The following is a 20,479-nucleotide window of genomic DNA, read 5'->3' as shown; positions in this document are numbered from 1 at the left end:
AAAAATCCAGTGCTTTGGAATCTTTGCAGCAACAGCTAGGCGAAAAATCCAGTGCTCTGGAATCTTTGCAGCAGCAATTCGCCGAAAGAGAACACCGGGAACACGAGTTTCAGCAACAGCTAGGCGAAAAATCCAGTGCTTTGGAATCTTTGCAGCAACAGCTAGGCGAAAAATCCAGTGCTCTGGAATCTTTGCAGCAGCAACTCGCTGAAAAAGAACACCGGGAACACGAGTTTCAGCAACAGCTAGGGGAAAAATCCAGTGCTCTGGAATCTTTGCAGCAGCAACTCGCCGAAAAATCCAGCGCTGTGGAATCTTTGCAGCAGCAATTCGCCACCGAAAAGCAAAATCTCGAAAGCCAATTCCAGGAAACCGTGTCGAAGTCGAGTTACGAATCTTTGCAGCACGAGTTAGCAGAAAAGTCAAGTGCGATCGGCGACTTCCAAGTTAAACTGAGCAAGTTGCAATATCTGGAAAATGAATCGAGCCAGAGTGCGGCGATACAGCGAAATTACGACGCTTTGCAGCAACAGTCTCAAGAACAGCTAAGAACCATCAAAGCTTTACGGGAACAGCTAGCTCAAATGCAGGCTGTGGCTGGCATTGGCGAAGCTTATCTCAACAAGTGGCGCCGTCAGTGATTCTCTCATCAACACGCCACTGTCTAACGCTCCGGGTGCGCCCGGAGCACCTTATCCCTAAAACAAAACGTCCTCTAAATTCGGTCTCCTTCCTCTTGTAGCGATAGATTTCCACCTGTCGCTACAAGAGCTTTTTATTGCAAAATATGAGCATACTATTAAGAAATATTACAATAAATAAATTATGAGAGCCGATCGCACCCCTGAGAGCAAATCCAATCCAGCAGACACTAAGGGCCGCGTCACGGTAATTGGAGGCGGCATCGGCGGGCTGACAGCAGCAGCCCTGCTAGCCCGCAGAGGATACAAAGTGCTAGTCTTAGAACAGGCGATCGTCCCCGGAGGATGCGCTTCCACCTTCAAACGCAAAGGCTTTACCTTCGATGTCGGCGCCACGCAGGTTGCAGGATTGGAACCCGGAGGCATTCACCACCGAATTTTCTCAGAATTAGACATAGAACTTCCCGCAGCGACACCCTGCGATCCCGCTTGTGCGGTGTTTTTGCCGGGAGAAACCGCACCGATTAGCGTGTGGCGAGATCCGCAAAAGTGGCAGGAAGAAAGGCAGCGGCAGTTTCCTGGAAGCGAACCTTTTTGGCAATTATTGTCTGCATTGTTCAAAGCTAGCTGGAACTTTCAGGGGCGCGATCCAGTTTTACCGCCCAGAAATCTCTGGGATTTCTGGCAATTAATTCAAGCAGTTCGCCCCGATACTCTAATTACTTTGCCTTTCACTTTTATGACAGTGGGAGATGCTTTGCGGCTGTGTGGGTTGGGCGACAATTTGCGCTTGAAAACTTTTCTGGATTTGCAGTTAAAATTGTATTCTCAAGTTGATACCGAAGAAACGGCGCTACTTTACGCGGCGACGGCTTTAGGAGTTTCGCAAGAGCCGCAGGGATTGTATCATTTACAAGGAAGTATGCAGGTGTTGAGCGATCGACTTGTAGGGGCGATCGAACGAGACGGCGGCAAAGTCCTGTTGCGGCACACAGTTGAAAGTATTGTCACCGCCAACGGCAAAGCGACCGGTACAGTGATTCGCAATCAAAAAACAGGCGAAGTTTGGACAGAAACTGCCGATCGCATTGTTGCCAACGTGACAGCGCAAAATCTAGTAAAATTGTTGTCAGGCGAGCCGGTTGTCGGAAATTCAACAGATAATTTCTCCGTTAAATTAGAGACTTCAGAGACAACAAACCAACTCCCAAACCAAATGGCCGGCTACAAATATCGAGTTGATAAATTGCCGCCCGCATCCGGTGCATTTGTCATATATTTGGGAGTGCATGAAAGCGCAATTCCGGCAAATTGTCCGCCGCACCTTCAGTTTCTCTACGATTACGAAGGCGAGATTGGGGAGAATAATTCATTATTTGTTTCTGTCAGCCATCCGGGTGATGGCCGAGCACCGGAGGGAATGGCGACAATTATCGCTTCGTCATTTACTGATACTCGAATGTGGTGGAATTCGGTTGATTATGAAGGATTGAAGCAAAAATATACGGTCGGGGCGATCGCCCGTTTGAGCGAATATTTCAATTTGACGCCAGAGTCGATCGTACACCAAGAAGCCGCCACACCCCGCACCTTTGCCCGCTACACGGCGAGAGATAGAGGCGTTGTGGGTGGCATCGGGCAGCGAATACCAACTTTCGGGCCCTTCGGATTTGCCAATCGCACACCAATTAAAAATTTGTGGTTAGTAGGTGACTCCACCCATCCCGGAGAAGGAACTGCCGGCGTTTCCTATTCAGCTTTAACAGTAGTGCGACAAATGGAAGCCGCCTCTAAAATCTAAGAGGACACAGCAAAGCCGTTTCCCTACACCAAAAATAATTAATCGCGCGACAGGTGTAACTATCGCGCGATTAATTTTAGGGAATAGTTAACAGTTAACAGTCAACAGTTAACAGTCAACAGTTAACAGTTAACAGTTAACAGTTAACAGTCAACAGTCAACAGTCAACAGTTAACCATCATTCCGGTGTCACCGGAATTGATATCAACTACATTCTCTGACTACTTGATAGCAATCTTTGCGCCCACAGCTTCAAGCTGTTTCTTCATTTCTTCAGCAGCTTCCTTAGCAATAGCTTCCTTAACTGCTTTCGGTGCGGCTTCTACCAAATCTTTTGCTTCCTTCAGGCCCAGACCGGTAATTGCGCGGACTTCCTTCAGAATTGCGATTTTCTTGTCAGCAGGAACTTCTTCGAGCATGACAGTAAATTCGGTTTGCTCTTCTACGGGTTCAGCAGCGGCTCCACCACCTGTACCGGGCATCATCATCATGCCGCCGACAGGAGCAGCAGCGCTGACGCCGAAAGCTTCTTCAATTTGCTTGACCAATTCAGAAGCTTCGAGCAAAGTCAGAGACTTAAGTTTTTCCAAGATTTCGTCAGTTGCAGTAGACATTCGTTAAACTCCTAGTTCGATTGTAGATTTGGGATTTGGGATTTGGGATTGCTCCTCCATCATTAGTTTGTCGTCTCCAGTCTTCAGCCTGTGAATTAACACTAATGACTGATGACTAATGACTAATGACTAATGACTAAGCAGATACGCTTTCTGCTTCAGGTTGTGCTTCTGCTTCTGCTGCTACTTCTGCTGAATCGCCGTCTTTTTCAGCATAAGCTTTAAGACCGCGAGCGATCGAAGTAGGAACTTGATTGATACCCACAGCCAGCTTGGTTGCGACACCGTTGATAGCGCCAGCAATTTGAGCCATGAGTTGTTCTTTCGACGGCAGATCAGCTAATGCTTTAACATCAGCTTCTTTCAGTACCCGTCCTTCCATTACGCCGCCGCGAAGTTCTGTCTTCTTAGAGACTTTTTGGAATTCTTGGTAAGCTTTAATCGCGCCGCCAATATCTTCTTGCACGAACAGAAACGCCGACGTACCTGTCAGCAATTCTTGTATCGGCTGCCAGGTTTCGTTGCCTTCAACAGCAATTCGCATCAGCGTGTTTTTTGCCACTTGGCAACTGCTGCCTTTCGGACGCAAACGCCGACGCAAATCTGTGATTTCAGCAACAGTTAAGCCCGTGTAGTCAATCACGATCGCCAGTTGAGATTCGCTCAAGGTTTGCTTGAGGTCTGCAATAATCTCATTTTTTACTGCTAAACTTTTGCCCATACTTATTTCACCTCCTTTTAGGATCGAAAACTGCCCACCAAAAACCCCGACCTTAGAGCCGGGGCAGAGAATTAAAAATTAACAAGTCAGAATTAAAAATAGAAAATTTCTAATCTTTGAGTCTTGAGTTTTTATTTCTTCAGCCTCGGCAGGAAATTAAGCGGTCGGCACCTGCGGTCTTCAGCTTATTGATTTTTGATTAGGCTATCACCAGAAGGCAGACATTAGCAGAGGTCTGGAGTAAGTCTTGTGAGAGATTTACACAGACAGCCGAAGCTGTCTTTTACCTTCTGCGTTCTGCTTAATTCTGTACTAGGCAGCGTCAATTTTCGTATCGCGCAGAGCACTGATATCGACTTCGATCGACGGGCCCATTGTTGCGGATACGTACAAACTGCGCCAGTAGCGACCTTTAGCACCAGAAGGACGGTTGCGGTCAACTGTTTCTTGCAAAGCATGAAGGTTGACGAGCAAATCTTCCGCTGAGAAAGCTGCCTTGCCAAACATAACATGAACGATGCCAGTTCGATCGGCACGGAATTCTAGTTTACCACCTTTAAACTCGTTGATCGCCTGAGCAATGTCAGTCGTCACCGTGCCACCTTTCGGAGAAGGCATCAAACCGCGCGGGCCCAACAACCGACCCAATTTTGCCACCAACGGCATCACGTCTGGGGTAGCAATCAGGCAATCGAAGTCCATCATGCCCTTCTGAATTTCATCGATCAACTCTTCAGAACCAGCAATATCCGCGCCGGCATTTAGAGCTTCTTTAACTTTTTCGCCCTTAGCAATCACCGCAATTCTGACTACTTGACCAGTTCCTTTTGGTAGCGATACAGTTGTCCGCAACTGTTGGTCAGTATATTTCGGGTCAATTCCCAAACGGATGTGAGCTTCAGCAGCTTCGCCAAACTTAGCGGTTGCTGTTTCTTTCAAAAGTTGCAGAGCTTCCAGCGGTAGATAAGGTCTGTCTTCAACTTTCTTTTGAAGTTCTTGCAGTCTTCGCGATACTTTCTTTGCCATTGTTATCTCCTGGGGTCAGTCGATTTTAGATTTTAGATTTTAGATTTTAGATTGAACCTATCGGACAATCTTAAAATCTACCAGTTTTCGGTTACTAGCGAAGCTTTGCTTCTCCCCCTGAACCGATCGATTTTGGATTTTGGATTTTGGATTTTGGATTGAAGATTTTACCTTCAAAATCAAGAATTTTGGATTAGCAATTTGGAACTTGGACTAGGAAAACTCTTCCTTCTTCCTTCTTCCTTCTTCCTTCAATCCGCGATCGCCACGCCCATATTTTTAGCCGTTCCTGCCACAATTTTCATAGCAGCCTCAACATCATTAGCATTGAGGTCAGGCATTTTGGTTTCAGCGATTTCTCGTAACTGAGCCTGTGTAATCGTCCCTACTTGCTTGCGGTTAGGTTCTCCCGAACCCTTAGCAATGCCAGCGGCTTTTTGAATCAAAACCGACGCCGGCGGAGTTTTGAGAATAAATGTAAAACTGCGGTCTTCAAAAACCGAAATTTCTACCGGAACCACCAAACCTGCTTGGTCTGCGGTTCTAGCATTGTACTCCTTGCAAAACATCATAATATTGACGCCGTGCTGACCCAGAGCTGGGCCGATCGGAGGAGCTGGGTTGGCTTTTCCCGCCGTAATCGCCAACTTAATTACTGCAACAACTTTCTTTGCCATTAGTTAGTTCTGTTTCTGAACCTGATTGAACTCCAATTCTACAGGCGTATCGCGCCCAAAAATCGAGAGTAAAACTTTGAGCTTGTTTCGTTCCGGGCTAACTTCAATCACATCACCTTCAAAATCCTTAAATGGCCCGGAAAGTACCACAACGTGGTCTCCAGTAGACATCGATACTTTGACAACTGGTTCTGATTCCTGAGCGTTTCTGAAGATCCGTTCTACTTCCGAATGACTCAGAGGTAGCGGTTTGACGTGACCCCTGCCGCGCCCGTAGCGGCGTTTTTGCTCTGCCCCGACAAAATTAATTACATTCGGGGTATTCTTGATCACCTGCCACGTATCCTCGTCCATAAACATACGGATGAGTACGTAGCCGGGAAAGATTTTTTCATCTGACTGTCGCCTGGAACCGTCTTTGCCGACTTTGATCGCCGGAGTTTGCGGAATTTCCACTTGAACGATGCGATCGGCAACATCCAAAGTTTGAATCCGCTGATCCAAGTTTGCCTTCACCCGCTTCTCGCAGCCAGAGGCAACTTGAACAGCATACCAGCGAGCATCAATCTCCGGCACATCTGGCGATGCTGCCTGTCCCGTCGCTTCTGTGGAATACTCTGATTCTTCTGATGCAAAAGTCATGGCCCAAACACCTTTCCCGCGCCCCAGTTAAAGAAGTTATCCACCAAATAGATCAGGCTTGCTGAGAGGATTACCATCAAAAGCACGGCCAAAGACTCGCTGATTAGCTGCTGCCTGCTGGGCCAAACCACTTTGTCGAGTTCTTCTCTAGTTTCCTTAAAAAAACCCGCAGGGTCAAACCCAGGCGCCGTTATTTCTTGAGTTTCTTGAGCTTCGTCTTTTTTCGCCACGATTCAATCCCCCTTGCGATTTTAGATTTTAGATTTTAGATTTTAGATGGTGTGAGTGGCCCGCGGCTCTCAGATTTTGTGACACTAACCACTTACGCCCAAGTCCCAAATCTCCAATCTAAAGCCACGACTTTTTTACAAGCCCAACCAATCAACGGCGTAAATGCCGATCGCCGAAACCGATGATCAAGAAGCCACACCGAGCATTTGTTGATGGCATTTTTTGCGAACCGCCCACAAAAATTAATTCTACCCGAAAGTTTGCGGTTTTGACTGTTGCCAGCCAATAGTCCGGGCGCTTTCGGGCAGAATTTAAAGTTTGGTGATTCAGCGCGCCCTGGAGGACTTGAACCCCCGACATCAGGTTTTGGAGACCTGCGTTCTACCAACTGAACTAAGAGCGCACAGGTGAGGTTGCTGAAATTCGCTTAACCTCTAGATTTCTATTTTAACACAGTGCGCTCGTAAATGGGAAACTTTTTTTTGAAATTTTTCAATTTCCCATGAACCATGAACCAAGGGAAAGCTGGGTGCATTCCTACAGGGAGCGATCGAACCGCTGTTTGACGCGAGTAGCTTTGCCCACCCGATCGCGCAGGTAGTAAAGTTTTGCTCTGCGGACTTTCCCGCGACGCATCACTTGGATCGTGGCGATGCGGGGCGAGTGAATCAAAAACACCCGTTCCACTCCGACGCCCTGAAACACGCGGCGGACGGTGATTGTTTCATTAATCCCGCCGTTACGCATGGCAATCACAGTCCCTTCGTAGGGCTGAACCCGTTCTTTGTTACCCTCTCTAATTTTCACGCCGACTCGCACTGTGTCGCCGACGTAAATTTCGGGAACTTGTTTATTGAGTTCTTGCTTGACTCTATCTATTTCTGCCGTTTCGATAGAACGGATTATTTCTGCGCCTTTCATCGGATTTACCAAAACTCACAATCCCTTATCATATATCGAAATGCCCGTTTTATGTCAAAAAATTTCTATGTTAGATACCTCTGGGGTCGTATTTCTGCAACTAGGGGCAATGGCCGCACTCGCCTTGTACGTCGCCGCCAACTTGGGGGCCAACGATGTCGCTAACTCGATGGGGACATCCGTAGGCTCGAAGGCGCTAACGCTGCGGCAGGCAATAATTGTTGCAGGCATACTGGAGTTTTCCGGCGCCGTGCTGTTCGGCCAAGGAGTTTCCGAAACTCTGGCAACAGGAGTTGTGAATGCACAAGTGTTCGCGGCCAAACCGCAAGTATTTTTAATCGGGATGGTGTCAGTGCTGATAGCTTGCGGCTTGTGGCTGCAAATCGCTACCAGTCGAGGTTTGCCTGTTTCTTCATCCCATGCAGTGGTGGGCGCGATCGCGGGTTTTAGCTGTGTTGCAGCCGGAATTAATGCAGTTGATTGGCGAACCATCGGCACCATCTCCCTAACTTGGGTAGCGACACCTGTTGCTAGCGGTGCTTTAGCCGCACTATTTTACAGTGTGGTGAAGTATTCGATTCTCGATCGGCCAGATCCTCTATCTCAAATGCGCGAGTGGATACCTTGGCTGAGTGCAGCAATGCTGAGCGTATTTGGGATAATTGTACTGCCGTCTATTGTGGATGTTGCTTTGGTGCAGACAGGGGCGATCGCCGCCGCGCACGATCGATTTGGCTGGAATCTTCCAATTCACGATATTGTCATTGGCATCGGGAGTATGGGGGCGATCGGCCTGACACTCAATAGCTGGAAAAAATTAGAATCAGTTGAGAATGAAGAAGGTTCGGCAGCGGATTTTGTAACGGATGTAACGGATGTAACGGATGCAAGGAATAAGAAAGAGGGAATATTTTCCCAATCTCCCACTCTCCCCCTCTCCCCCTCTCCCCCTCCCCGCCACTCTCCCATCGAGCAACAAATGGCGAGATTTCAAGTCATAAGCGCCTGTTTTGTAGCATTTTCCCACGGTTCCAACGACGTAGGAAATGCAGTTGCTCCCCTAGCTGCGATCGCCTACATCCGGCGCACAGGTTCCTTTCCCTCAGAAGATTTCAGCGTTCCCCTGTGGATTTTAGTCATCGGAGGCGCCGGAATAGTCATCGGTTTAACCATCTGGGGCAAAAATGTAATTGCCACAGTCGGCGAAAAGATCATCGAACTCCAACCAAGCGGCGGATTTTGCGCGGAATTAGCCACAGCCACCACAGTCTTGTTAGCATCCCGCTTCGGTTTGCCAGTTTCCACATCCCACGCTTTAGTCGGTGCAGTCGTCGGAGTCGGGCTGATCAAAGCTTGGAAAACAGTACGCTTGGAAACTTTGCTGTCAATTGGTTCGGCTTGGCTGGTGACAATTCCGATCGCAGCAGGTTTGGGTGCTATCATCTTCAGCATCGCGCAATCCATTGGGCAATTTTAGATTTTAGATTTTAGATTGAGGCATTTCAGAACAGTCAACCGTCAACAGTTAACTAATCCTTCTGATTGCCTCGGTTGGGATAAACTCGCGAAGGCAAAAGTTTCCAAGCCGCAGCATCTGCACCCCAGTTGCGAAAAATCTTCAAAGACGCGAAAATTTGAGCGAAACGCCAATTATAGCAACGCTTCCAGTCAGGAGGCCACTGGGCGGTTTCGTCAGCGGCTTGCAAAGCTCTGACTTCAGCTTCGAGTGCTGCAGCGTGGCGCTGCATGATGATTTCTAGTTGCAAAAAGTGTTCTTCGGGCGATCGCAATTTTTTTATATCCTACAAACGTGATAACGGTGATTTTACCGGACATCAGAGTAGTCACTTCTTCATCACTAATAGACATCTCCAGAAAAGCAAGCTTTGAACAGGCAGGATGCCTGTTCCACAAGAATTATTGGAGATGTCTAATAGTAATTTCCCACATCAAACCCGGTTTCGACACACAAGCACGCGGGCCGCTCAATCAATTAATTCCTCCTCCAAGCAATGCTTCAGCTTTTGAGCCAGCACCTCAACGTTAGGCTTTCTCAGCATAGTCAGGTGATTCCCAGGAACCCTAATCACCTCTACTTTTTGGGCGGTTAATTCACTCCAGCCAAGAGTCGGATCTTGATTACTCATGCTTAGCTTTTCCCTTGATCTAAACAGAGTAATTCGCTGCGGATAAATTTTCGGTACATAGCTGAGAGTTGCTTGACTGTTAGCCTGAAATACAGTAAACATTGAGGGAATTGCCAGCTCGCGCCAGCTCCGTTCTTTTGACTCCTGAGATAGGATGCTAACCATAACAGCCTGTTTCCAATTCCAGCGATGCAAAAAATTAGCTGCCAAATTAAGCATCTTATTTAATTTCGGGAATTTGGCCGCAATACCGCCACTTTGAACATTTTCCGCAGCCACTAAGCGAAAATAATCTACTACAAAAGGCCAGATAGAGCGCGAAACAGTAGTCATAATAAACTTGCAAGCGTCCCAAAAAGAAGGTTTGTTAGCAGAAATCGGCGCTAAAGTATCCAGCACAGCAAGTAAAGCCACTTCATCCCCCGCTGCGAGCAACTGTTGAGCCATCTCAAAAGCAACCAAACCTCCAAAAGACCAGCCTCCTAAAAAATAAGGCCCTTTTGGTTGAACGGTACGCAAGGCTGCGATGTAGTCAGCCGCCATGTCTTCTATGCTAGTTAACGGAGAACTTTCGCCGTCAATACCCTTTGGTTGCAGCCCGTAAAACGGTTGATTTTCTCCTAGCCCAAAGGCTAACTCGACATAAGGAAATACGACGCCAAAGATGGGATGGACGCAGAAGAACGGGGAATTTTTACCGCGAGGCTTAATTGCAACTAAAGGCGACCATTCCAGAGAATTTGTTTCTGAAGATAGCGAATCGGCTAAACCTTCAATTGTCGGATTTAAAAAAAGAGCAGACAGCGGCAATTCGCGCTGAAATTGCTGGTTAATCTCATTGATGAGGCGGATTGCCAGCAGGGAATCTCCACCCAAATCGAAGAAGTTATCGCCAATGCCAACGCACTCTACGTTGAGGATTGTGGCCCAAATTTGGGCGAGGGTTGACTCGGTTGGTGTGCGAGGTGCAATGCAGCTTTTATCTATTGAATTGCTAGTTAGATTTCCCGGTGCAGGTAGGCGCAGGCGGTCGATTTTGCCATTGGGAGTTAGGGGCAGAGAATCCATCGCCACAAAAGCACTGGGAATCATGTAATTGGGCAGTTGTTGTTTGAGAAAATTGCGTATTTCACCGGGATTAAGCGTCTGATTGTGATTGGGGACGACATAAGCAACTAGGCGTTTGTTGCCCGACAAATCATCCACAGCAACCGCCGCTGTTTCTTTGACTGCTGGATGCTGAACTAGCAGCGCTTCAATTTCTCCCAATTCTATTCGATAACCGCGAATTTTTACCTGTTCGTCAGTACGGCCTAAAAACTCAATATTGCCGTCGGGAAAATAGCGCGCTAAGTCACCAGTTTTATAAATTCGTTCTCCTACTTTCTGGCTAAACGGATTAGCAATAAATCGCTGGGCGGTTAATTCGGGGCGGTTCAGGTAGCCTCGCGCCAATCCGCTGCCGCCGATGTACAATTCACCGGGAATTCCAACGGGTACAGGCTGTAAATTTTTATCTAAAATATAGAGTTGAGTGTTAGCTATTGGGCGGCCGATAGGCAGTTTTTTGCGTGAAGCGAAGCTATCGGGCAGGGAATGGCTAATTTCGGCAAAACTTGACCAGACTGTCGCTTCTGTAGGGCCGTAAGCGTTAAAAAATCTGCGCCCCGAAGCCCAGCGTTTAACAATATCCGGGGAACAAGATTCGCCAGCACAGATGATTGTTTGCAGTGCAGGAAGTTCGGCGTTTGAAAGGACAGCTAGCAGCGAGGGCGGGAGGGTAGCGTGGGTAATAGCATTGTCCTGCAAAAATTGGATTAATGTTTGTCCTGGCAACAAAGATTCTTTCTTTGCTGAGTAAAGTGTTGCTCCGGTTCCCAAGGCCATGACAATCTCAAAGATTGAGGCATCAAAACTCAGGGATGCAAATTGCAAAATGCGGTGATTTGACTTTAAGTTAAAAACTTCAAGTTGAGCTAGGGCTAAGTTGTAGAGTCCCCGATGTTCGATTAGAACGCCTTTGGGTTTTCCGGTTGAACCAGATGTGTAAATGACGTAGGCTAGGTTTTCTGGTAGGATATTTGTAGTTGGGTTTTCTGGGCTTTGTCGGGCGATAATTTCTCTGTGGGAGTCCAAACACACTACTGAAAAAACTCCGTAATTTTCCGGCTGCGTCAAGTTTTGGGCTAAGTGCTGCTGAGTTACCAAAATCGACACCTGAGCATCTTCTAACATGAAGTTAAGGCGCTCTTGAGGATAAGTTGGATCTAAAGGCAGGTAGGCTGCGCCTGCTTTGATAATGCCTAGCAATCCGACGATCGCATCTAAGGAACGTTCTACACAAAGGCCCACTAAAACTTCTGGTGCTGCTCCCAATTGCTGCAAGTAACGTGCAAGTTGGTTGGCTCGGCTGTTGAGTTGGCGGTAGGTTAACTGCTGGTTTTCAAAGACGGCGGCGACTGCATGGGGATCACGCGCGACTCGCTCTTCAAATAGCTGATGGAAACACTGGTTTTGCGGATAATCTCTCTGAGTGTCATTCCAATCGATTAATAATTGCTGGTATTCTGGCGCTGTCAGCAAAGCCAAGTCGCTGAGGTGCTGTTTGGGATTGGCAACAATGGCTTCGAGCAGCGTTTGGAAATGTCCCGCCATCCGCGCAATTGTGTCGCTATCAAATAAATCTGTGCTGTAGACAAATTGCCCTTGAATACTTCCTGCATTTTCCCACAAGTGGCACTCTAAATCTAGCTTGGCGGTTCCCGCGTCAAAGTCGATCGCCTCTCCAACGATTCCCGGCAATTCTAGCGCTGCTACAGGAGTGTTTTGCAGGCTAAAACTAACTTGAAATAGGGGGTTGCGGCTCAACTCGCGATCGGGGTGCAATTCCTCAACCAACTTCTCGAAGGGCAAATCTTGGTGAGCGTAGGCTGCCATTGCGACGTTTTTTACCCGATGCAATAGTTCCCGAAAAGTTGGGTTTCCTGATAAATCTGCACGCAGCACCAAACTGTTGACAAAAAAACCGATTAATGCTTCTATTTCGCTCAGGTTGCGATTGGCGATCGGCGTTCCTACTGCAATATCTACTTGTCCTGTATAGCGGTACAGTAAAGTTTGAAAAGCGGCTAGTAGAGTAATAAATAAAGTCGCGCTTTCTTGCTGGCTCAATGACTTTAGCGCCTCGCTCAAAGCAGGTGATAGTGTTATAAATTGTTTAGCCCCCCGGTAGGATGGAACGGCTGGTCTTTGCCTGTCAGTTGGTAGATTGAGTGCGGTAATTCCGTTTAACTGCTGCCGCCAATAAGCTAACTGCGTTTCTAATACTTCGCCCTGCAACCATTGGTGCTGCCACTCTGCGAAGTCGGCGTACTGCACGGGCAGTGCTGGTAAGTGCGATTCCCTTCGGGATAGCTTCGCTTCACGTTCATTTTTTACAAATGCGGTGTAGAGCGTTCCCAGCTCTCGAATTAGCACTCCAATCGACCAACCATCAGCCACAATATGATGTAAATTCAGCAACAATATATATTCTGTTTCACTCAGTTGTAACAGCGTTACTTTAAATAACGGCCCGGCGGCTAAATCGAAAGGGCATTGTGCTGCATCGGTTGCAAGTTGCAGCGCGGCAGTTTCCTGCTGAGTTGGCGAAAGATTTTGTAAGTCGATTGTGGGAAGAGATACGGTTAAAATGGGAGCAATAACTTGTACGAGTTCCCCTTCCCAAAGCGTAAAAGTAGTGCGTAAAGTTTCATGCCGCTGCACAATTTCATTGAAGGTTTGCTCTAAAGATATTAAGTTGAGCGAACCAGTTAAGCGGAGCGCTGTTGAAACATTATAGAAAGGATTACCCGGTGCTAATTGATTGAGGAACCAAAGCCGCTGCTGAGCAAAGGATGCCGGGAAGACGAAAACTTCTGTTTCTTCGGGAAGATTAAGCTTTCCTTCACCAGCCGGGAGGGAATTGTCGGAAAGATACTGAGTCATATCAAATTATCAGGCAAGCCTCAAAGGAAAGCGCGTACAAAGTAGCCTACAGATATTACATAGAGAAGATTTCATCTCTTTGATTAAAATCTTTACCAAGGCAATACTAGACTATAACTCGTTTCGATATGCTGCTTCATGCCGAGGTCGGTAACATTCACAAGATGTGTAAAAAACACATCAACATCGTCTATCGCTTTAGCCGTAAGCCGAACTTTTCCGGTTGCTGTTTGAGTCCAAGAAAGCGCGGGAATAGCAAAACCATGTGCAAAACTGTGCCGCACTCTTAAAATCTCATTTAGCTTCTGCCGAACGGCTAATCCGCTCAGGCTTCTTGCAGACCAAACCCAATCGCCAATAGGATCGTAACCAGTGTTTTGAATCAGAAGGTTTCGCGTGTTTTCCGCGTTTGGTGTATTAAATCTTTCAAGTGCGCGTTCCGCCGCATCTCTAGCAATAGAATGTACGGCATGAAATTTGGGATCTAAAGGATTTGCAGTTGCAGCGAAAAAATTGCGAACGAGTTCGTTTATGTAAGCATCCCACACAGCAACAAATGCAGCTAGAGCGGAGTGATAGTAGACTTGAGTTTGGCTGCGCGATATTGGTTGCAAGCGGGGATCTGTAGCTGTTTCGCGAAGTGTTCTAGCCGTATTGGACGCGCTCTTGTACCTCAATGCTGCTGGTGACGCCACGGCGATGCTCCTAGAGACAGTTTACGAACTGTGCAAGGGCTTCCCTGTATCTGTCCAATGGACCTGGATTCAATTGCACGCGCTCACCTACGATGTTCTTTGGTCCAGGTGTTAGCTTATGCAACGGGGTGCCAGTTGTAGCAGCAACAACACAGGCACTATGATAATCAGGGATTTCAATAAAGCTGTTACTCGGAGATGGGATCTCGATAAAGCTATTACTGGGAAATTCTTTGGGGTTAGCAAAAATATGACGATGCTTCTTATATATATTATCCATCGTCTGCTTAATAGTTTTATTTACAGCTTCAAATGCCTTGCTAGCCTTTCCTTCGTATAAAGTTACCCGGTTGCTCACGAAAGTATGTAACTTTGGTACAGGTACACCATCTTCCTTGGCACGTTTTGCAAAGCTGATTCGTGCGTATGGTGCTGTATGTTGATCGGTGATACCATAGAGAAGTGCAACGACATTCTCTATGGCACGACGCGAACTATCATCGGCTGTAAATGGCACAACAACGCCTTCTGCGGCAACTAAAGCAAGCTGTGTATAAATTGCAAAACTAGGGTTACAGTCAATGACGAAGAGGGTGTCTCGATCGCCACTTAGTTTGCGAAGAGCAACTGTCAGATCATGTACCCAAGTTAGCACCTGTTTCCAAGCATCAATTGGTATCGAAAGTTGGGATGTCTGTCGGATTGCTTCAGAGATTATTTCGAGGAGATTGTCCCCACATATGAGCCTCAAATTTTCTGGTATGTTCGGATTGAATTGTTTAGGTTCACACAGGTAGGGTGATACGTCGTCAATCATTCTAAAAGGGGAGTTCAGGCGTGCTTCAAGGTATCCGGCTACCGTCGCACGCGGAGTCTTAGTGTTCAAAGAACGTATTGCCTCTGGGCTAGTGAGATATCCACCAAATAGAGTTTCTGAAACATTCGCTTGCGGACATAGATCAATTACGTAGACATCAGAATCGGGGTGACGGTGAGCATATTCAGAAGCAGCGACAAAGCAAAGGAAGCTTTTGCCGACACCACCTTTATTGTTCCAGAAAGCGTATGAACTCATTGGGTGTATTTTTTTAAAAGGACAATATAGTTTTCATCCTCTGTCTTTGCTTTCTTGGTTGAGGGAGGATAATTTGAGCCTGCGGCTCTCGCGAGAGACGGGAACTAAGGCTGGTACTTTAATTTTAGCACTGCTGTCCTTTAAACTCTCAACAATCTTAGATAATTCTGCAATTGTCGGCGCTTCAAACACGCTGCGCAAAGGCAACTCAACCCCGCAAGCATCTCGCACTCTAGAAACAAGCTGAGTCGCCAGCAGCGAATGGCCTCCTAATTCAAAGAAATTGTCCCGGATACCCACTCGCTTTATCCCCAAAACCTCAGCCCAAATTTTCACTAAAACTTCCTCAATAGAAGTATGAGGCGCAACATAACCGCCAGCCCATTCTAACTTAATCGGCTCCGGTGCAGGCAAAGCGAGCCGATCGACCTTTCCGTTAGCCGTCACAGGTAGCGACTCCAGCACCACAAAAGCCGACGGAACCATATATTCCGGCAGTTTTTCTGCTAGAAAAGCCTGCAACTGCGGCACTAATTTACGCGCTGCTTTAGATTGTAAAGGATTGTTAGCATAAGAGCGCCAAGGACGCAAGTTATCGCTTCGGGCTTCTCGCACAAAATCTCTAATTTCGCCCCGTGCAAACACTACATCGTAGCGCCCTTGACCGTCGGAATTAGACCAACTAATATTAACATTATACGGAACTTCCCAAGCATACCAAGCTTCGGGATCTAATCCTAAACCCTCGACTTTTTCCACAGCTTTCTGCAACTGACCTGCTGTTGGAAATTTATCGACAACAGACAGCAACTCTGCCGCCTTAACTGCTGCCGTTACCCGCGCATTAGGCACATTAGCAATTCTTAAAACATCGAGTTGATTTTGCAATAATATTTGTTGCACCTTGGTAACAGTCAGATTTTGATTTTCATCCAACCAATCCAGCCGTTTTGATCCCCCCTGCCCCCCTTGAAAAGGGGGGTTCTGAAGCTCTGTTTTGTCATAAAAGTTAGAGACACTTCTTAGCCCCCCTTCATAAGGGGGGTTGGGGGGATCTGTTTCCGACGCAATATGCAGAATAGCATTGTACCGAAAATCAGTTAACTCATTGTGATAACTACCGCGAATCAATTGAATCTCTACGCCGCCAATCTGCGGAAAGCGGTGCTTTAATGCGCTAAAAAAATCTGGTTCAATAACTAACTCTGTTTCTTGAAAAATTTGCATTTGTACTCGCTGCTGCAACTGTTCGCCAGAGAGAGAAGGTTCGGCTTGATACAGTTGTACCGAAGCGTGAAAAGCTGCCAGCAGCGGCAAGCTGCGGACATCTCCGATGAATATAAAGCCACCAGGTGCAGTTGCTTTCACCGCACCTTCTAGCACCTGCACGAGATAGTCGATATTCGGGAAATATTGCACGACAGAGTTGAGAATCACCGCGTCAAAAGCTGCTGTCTCTAGTCCTTCAAAATCAGTCGCCATTTTCTGAAGCAGCGTTACATTAGCTAACTCTTGATTTGCCAAGTGCTGCCGAATATAGTTGAGCGAAATAGGGGAAAAGTCGGTTCCGCAATATTGAGTGCAGCGAGGCGCAATTTGGAACAGCAACAAACCCGTGCCGCAGCCAATTTCTAACACTCTGCTCGGCTGCAAAGCTAAAATTTGGGCGGCTTGATTTTTCGCCCAGTCGCGCATCTGTTCTGCTGGGATTGGCCGATTAGTATAACTGCTATTCCAGCCGACAATATTAAATGTTGGATCTGAGTCAACTGCAGGTCGATCGTAAGTTTCATTGTAGAGCATTTGCCACTGCAAAACCTGTTCGTCCTGCAATTGCATTATTTGGTTTTTTTCGCGGGCAACGCTATATTCAGGATTCAGGGCAATATAAGCTACTAAACGTTTATCTCCTTGTCCATCTTCCGAAGCTATTGCTACAGTTTGCTGCACGGCCGGATGTTGAGTTAATAGTGTCTCGATTTCTCCTAATTCGATGCGGAAACCGCGAATTTTTACTTGTTCGTCAATGCGTCCTAAAAATTCAAGGTTGCGATCGGCTCTGTAGCGCACTAAGTCGCCGGTTTTGTAAATTCGCTCTCCTGAATTTGGTTTAAACTCAGATGTTGCACCATTATCGAGAACAGGCAAGATGCCTGTTCCACAATAAAATTCATCTCTTGTGGAACAGGCATCTTGCCTGTTCCTAAACAAGTCATTGAGAATGGTGTCTGAATTTGGTTTAAAAGGATTGACAATAAAGCTTTGTGCGGTTAAATCGGGGCGGTTGAGGTAGCCGCGAGCGAGTCCGTTTCCGCCGATGTACAATTCGCCAACAACGCCGATCGCCACTGGCTGCAAATATTTGTCTAATATGTAGATTTGAGTGTTAGCAATGGGGCGGCCAATTGTCGGGGCGATGTCTGTTTGCTCTGTTACAGGAATATAACCGGAAGTTGTGACGACGGTGTTCTCGGTTGGGCCGTAATTATTTACTAGCTTAAATGGATGGGATTTTAAAGGATGTTGTTGCAGTTTTTCGCCGCCTGCGAGCAAGATTCGCAACGCTGTTGTTTGAGGCCAATCTAATAGCAAAACTTTCTCGGCTAAAGGTGTTGGCAAAAAGCTAATTGTAATGGCGTTTGATACTAACCAGTTTTGCAGTTTTTCAGGATCTCGTCTGATGTCATCTTCTGGAAAGTAGATGCTAGATCCGGCGGCGAGATAAGGCCAAATTTCCCACCCGCAAGCATCAAAGCCGATCGCAGCAATTTGCGTTGCCCGATCGCCCGCTGACACCCCAAACTCTCTTTGATGCCAAAAAACGAGATTTAACAAGCTCCCGTGCTCAATTTCAACTCCTTTCGGCTTTCCCGTGGAGCCGGAGGTGTAAATCGCGTAAACCAGATTTTCTGCTGTGACTGCGCTGGTTGGATTGTCGGCAATTTCTTGGGAAATCATCTCCCAGTCTGTGTCTAGAAAAACAACCCTTGGATGGTGAATTTTATCATCTGACTGTGTTTCTAAATTTTGCACTTCGCCATCATCCACCAGGGAATAAATTCCCTGGCTCATAGCTGAAGTCGGCTTCAGCCGACTGGAAACTTGTCCTCCTTCAGTCATCTTTAGACGACTTTCGCTATTAGACAGGGAATTTATTCCCTGGCGGGTAAGCAATACTGACACTTGAGCATCTTTTAGCATAAAACTCGATCGCTCACCAGGATAGCTCGGATCTACAATTAAGTAAGCTCCTCCCGCTTTCAGGATACCCAACATCCCCACGATCAGATCGAAGGATCGCCCGCAGCAAAGCCCGACTAAAACTTCCGCCCCAACCCCCATTTTTTGCAGATAACGTGCTAGTTGGTTGCTGCGGAGATTTAGCTCTCGATAGGTGACTTGCTCCTCTCCAAATACCAGCGCCACCGCATCCGGTGTCCGATCCGCCTGCATTTCAAATAGCTGATGGATGCACAAATCTTGCGGATAATCCGCCTGAGTATTGTTGCATTCAACTAACAAGTGATCGCGCTCTTTTGCGCTTAAATATTGCAACTTGGCAATTCGCTCTTCGGGATTTGTCACAATGCTTTCTAACAAGGTTTGAAAATGCCCTATCAGGCGGGTAATCGTAGCTTCATCAAATAAATCGGCGCTGTAAATAACCATGCCGCTGATACCCTCCGAGCTATCAACCCACAGCTTATTGCTGGGCGATTGGTTGCTTCCCGAACTGTTGGGCGATCGCTCCCACAAATGAAACTCCAAATCAAACCGCGCTGTACCCACATCTAACTGCTGCGGGCTGAGTGTTAATTCTGGCAATTCTAACTGATTCCCCGGCGCGTTTTGCAGCGCAAACGCCACCTGAAATAAGGGATTTTGGTTCAACGCGCGATCGGGGTGAAGTTCTTCTACTAACTTCTCAAACGGCAAATCTTGGTGAGCGTAAGCTCCTAATGCTACCTCTTTGACTCGGTTTAAAAGTTCCCGAAAAGTTGGATTTCCCGACAAATCTGTACGCAGCACCAAACTGTTGACAAAAAAACCGATTAATGCTTCAATTTCACTGCGGTTGCGATTGGCGATCGGCGAACCTACAACAATATCTTCTTGCTGGGCGTAATGGTAAAGCAACGTTTTAAAAGCGGCCAGCATTGTCATAAACAGCGTCACTTCTTCGCGCTGGCTCAACGTTTCTAAAGCCTCGCTCAGTTGTTTTGGCAGTTGCAAAAATTGCCTTTTGCCTCGGTAACTTTGAATTGCTGGCCTGGGTCGATCTGCAGGCAAATTTAGCATAGAAATACCGTTTAACTGCTGCCGCCAGTAAGCAAGCTGCGTTTCTAAAACTTCCCCTTGCAGCCATTCGCGCTGCCATTTTGCAAAATCAGCATACTGGATCGACAAAGCCGGTAAAGGCGAAGATTTTTCGCTAGCAAATGCCGTGTAAAGTGCGCCTAATTCCTGAATTAGCACTCCGATAGACCAACCATCGGAGACAATGTGGTGCATATTCAGCATTAGTAAATATTCGGCATCATCTAACTGCAATAATGTGACTCGCAGCAACAAGTCATTGGACAAATTGAAAGAGCGTTGAGCTTCCTCAGTGGTGAGCCTGTTTGCTTCAGTTTGTCGAGATTCCTTTGGCAAGTTTCGCAAGTCCACTACATTAATCGGGATGTGGAAAGCAGCAGCTATTCTCTGAACAGGTTGCCCCGAAACTACTGCTAAAGTCGTGCGTAAAGCTTCGTGGCGGCGCACAATTTCATTGAAGGTTTGTTGCAGCGCCGAAAAATTGAGCGAACCTGTCAAACGCAAGGCTGCGGGAACATTATAAAAAGGATTGTTAGGTACTAATTGGTCGAGAAACCACAAGCGCTGCTGTGCAAAGGAAAGCGGTAGATTTCCGTCCCGCCCCATAGGAACAATCGGTGTAAAAGTGAAACTAGAAGTACGATTAGCTGCTTTTAAAAATGAAATTATTTCGGCTTTTTTATGAGAAATTTGGGCTCGTAGTTCGGGTGTAATAATTCCTTCAGGAGCGTTGCAGCGCAGGATCTCGCCCTCAACAAAAATATTAATATCTAGACTGCGAAGGTAAGATAAAAACTCAACTAACTCAACCGTGACAGAATCTCTGGCATTTGGCGATGAACTCGATATTTTTGGCTCTGGCATTTTGAGTCATCCTGTGATTACTTTTGCAAATATAAAAGAAATTCCACCAGCGCACAAATTAAGAGCTTAACGGATCGCTTGCTTACTGTGGCCTAACCTGAGTATGATTCTGTTTGAATC

The 20,479-nt window shown here is 46.9% G+C and carries 15 protein-coding genes, 1 tRNA gene, 1 pseudogene and 1 other annotated feature; of the genes and pseudogenes, 3 read left to right on the top strand and 14 right to left on the bottom strand.

Going from position 1 to position 20,479, the window contains the following annotated elements; translation table 11 throughout:
- Both QUA83_RS09205 and crtD read left to right on the top strand, forming a co-directional pair.
- Positions 1-641, top strand: a pseudogene (locus QUA83_RS09205) (CopG family transcriptional regulator); the annotation flags it as partial.
- A gap of 184 nt (positions 642-825) precedes the next feature.
- Entirely contained in the window at positions 826-2,442 is a 1,617-nt protein-coding gene (gene crtD / locus QUA83_RS09200) for a C-3',4' desaturase CrtD (RefSeq protein ID WP_333292667.1), read from the top strand.
- Positions 2,443-2,663: 221 nt separating this feature from the next.
- Here crtD and rplL read toward each other — a convergent pair whose 3' ends face one another.
- The 9 genes from rplL to rplS all read right to left on the bottom strand — a co-directional run bounded on the left by rplL (position 2,664) and on the right by rplS (position 7,274).
- On the bottom strand, positions 2,664-3,056 hold the full coding sequence (gene rplL, locus QUA83_RS09195; protein WP_333292665.1) for a 50S ribosomal protein L7/L12: 393 nt from the start codon (positions 3,054-3,056) through the stop codon (positions 2,664-2,666).
- A gap of 136 nt (positions 3,057-3,192) precedes the next feature.
- Positions 3,193-3,777, bottom strand: coding sequence for a 50S ribosomal protein L10 (rplJ, locus tag QUA83_RS09190; RefSeq protein WP_333166846.1), 585 nt, complete (start codon positions 3,775-3,777; stop codon positions 3,193-3,195).
- A 29-nt stretch (positions 3,778-3,806) separates the two neighbouring features.
- Positions 3,807-3,979 (bottom strand) — a sequence feature (ribosomal protein L10 leader region).
- A 110-nt stretch (positions 3,980-4,089) separates the two neighbouring features.
- Complete coding sequence (gene rplA / locus QUA83_RS09185; protein WP_333080351.1) at positions 4,090-4,803, bottom strand: 50S ribosomal protein L1; 714 nt, start codon at positions 4,801-4,803, stop codon at positions 4,090-4,092.
- A gap of 251 nt (positions 4,804-5,054) precedes the next feature.
- On the bottom strand, positions 5,055-5,480 hold the full coding sequence (rplK, locus tag QUA83_RS09180; protein WP_006635588.1) for a 50S ribosomal protein L11: 426 nt from the start codon (positions 5,478-5,480) through the stop codon (positions 5,055-5,057).
- A gap of 3 nt (positions 5,481-5,483) precedes the next feature.
- Positions 5,484-6,122 carry a transcription termination/antitermination protein NusG gene (gene nusG, locus QUA83_RS09175; protein ID WP_242721257.1) on the bottom strand — a complete coding sequence of 213 codons (639 nt, stop codon included), beginning with the start codon at positions 6,120-6,122 and terminating at the stop codon, positions 5,484-5,486.
- Positions 6,119-6,352, bottom strand: a complete 234-nt coding sequence (secE, locus tag QUA83_RS09170) for a preprotein translocase subunit SecE (protein WP_333054360.1) — start codon at positions 6,350-6,352, stop codon at positions 6,119-6,121. The genes nusG and secE overlap by 4 nt, the downstream gene beginning before the upstream one ends.
- A 151-nt stretch (positions 6,353-6,503) precedes the next feature.
- The gene (locus tag QUA83_RS09165) at positions 6,504-6,713 is read right to left on the bottom strand and encodes a hypothetical protein (RefSeq protein WP_333292663.1); all 210 of its coding nucleotides are present in this window, start codon (positions 6,711-6,713) and stop codon (positions 6,504-6,506) included.
- Positions 6,684-6,756 (bottom strand) — tRNA-Trp (locus QUA83_RS09160). Before QUA83_RS09160 ends, QUA83_RS09165 begins: the two co-directional genes overlap by 30 nt.
- A 134-nt stretch (positions 6,757-6,890) precedes the next feature.
- Positions 6,891-7,274 carry a 50S ribosomal protein L19 gene (gene rplS / locus QUA83_RS09155; RefSeq protein WP_333037136.1) on the bottom strand — a complete coding sequence of 128 codons (384 nt, stop codon included), beginning with the start codon at positions 7,272-7,274 and terminating at the stop codon, positions 6,891-6,893.
- Between the two features lie 40 nt (positions 7,275-7,314).
- Here rplS and QUA83_RS09150 point away from each other — a divergent pair, with 40 nt between their 5' ends.
- Positions 7,315-8,751 carry an inorganic phosphate transporter gene (locus QUA83_RS09150; RefSeq protein ID WP_445301766.1) on the top strand — a complete coding sequence of 479 codons (1,437 nt, stop codon included), beginning with the start codon at positions 7,315-7,317 and terminating at the stop codon, positions 8,749-8,751.
- Between the two features lie 52 nt (positions 8,752-8,803).
- Here QUA83_RS09150 and QUA83_RS09145 read toward each other — a convergent pair whose 3' ends face one another.
- From QUA83_RS09145 to QUA83_RS09125, 5 genes are all read right to left on the bottom strand, one after another.
- Positions 8,804-9,064, bottom strand: a complete 261-nt coding sequence (locus QUA83_RS09145) for a hypothetical protein (protein WP_333292659.1) — start codon at positions 9,062-9,064, stop codon at positions 8,804-8,806.
- A 195-nt stretch (positions 9,065-9,259) separates the two neighbouring features.
- Positions 9,260-13,408 (bottom strand): amino acid adenylation domain-containing protein, encoded by a 4,149-nt coding sequence (locus tag QUA83_RS09140; protein WP_333292657.1) that lies wholly within the window; start codon positions 13,406-13,408, stop codon positions 9,260-9,262.
- Positions 13,409-13,500: 92 nt separating this feature from the next.
- Complete coding sequence (locus QUA83_RS09135; protein ID WP_333292655.1) at positions 13,501-14,103, bottom strand: HEPN domain-containing protein; 603 nt, start codon at positions 14,101-14,103, stop codon at positions 13,501-13,503.
- A gap of 10 nt (positions 14,104-14,113) precedes the next feature.
- Positions 14,114-15,178 (bottom strand): ParA family protein, encoded by a 1,065-nt coding sequence (locus QUA83_RS09130; protein ID WP_333292654.1) that lies wholly within the window; start codon positions 15,176-15,178, stop codon positions 14,114-14,116.
- Between the two features lie 33 nt (positions 15,179-15,211).
- A complete protein-coding gene (locus QUA83_RS09125) occupies positions 15,212-20,359 on the bottom strand; it encodes a condensation domain-containing protein (protein WP_333292652.1) in 5,148 nt (1,715 codons plus the stop codon).
- Positions 20,360-20,479: the final 120 nt, after the last annotated feature.

Source organism: Microcoleus sp. K1-B1 (assembly GCF_036704705.1).
In the GTDB taxonomy this organism is placed as follows: domain Bacteria; phylum Cyanobacteriota; class Cyanobacteriia; order Cyanobacteriales; family Microcoleaceae; genus Microcoleus.
The sequence above is the reverse complement of the archived record's forward strand: the minus strand, read 5'-3'. Positions and strand labels throughout refer to the sequence as shown.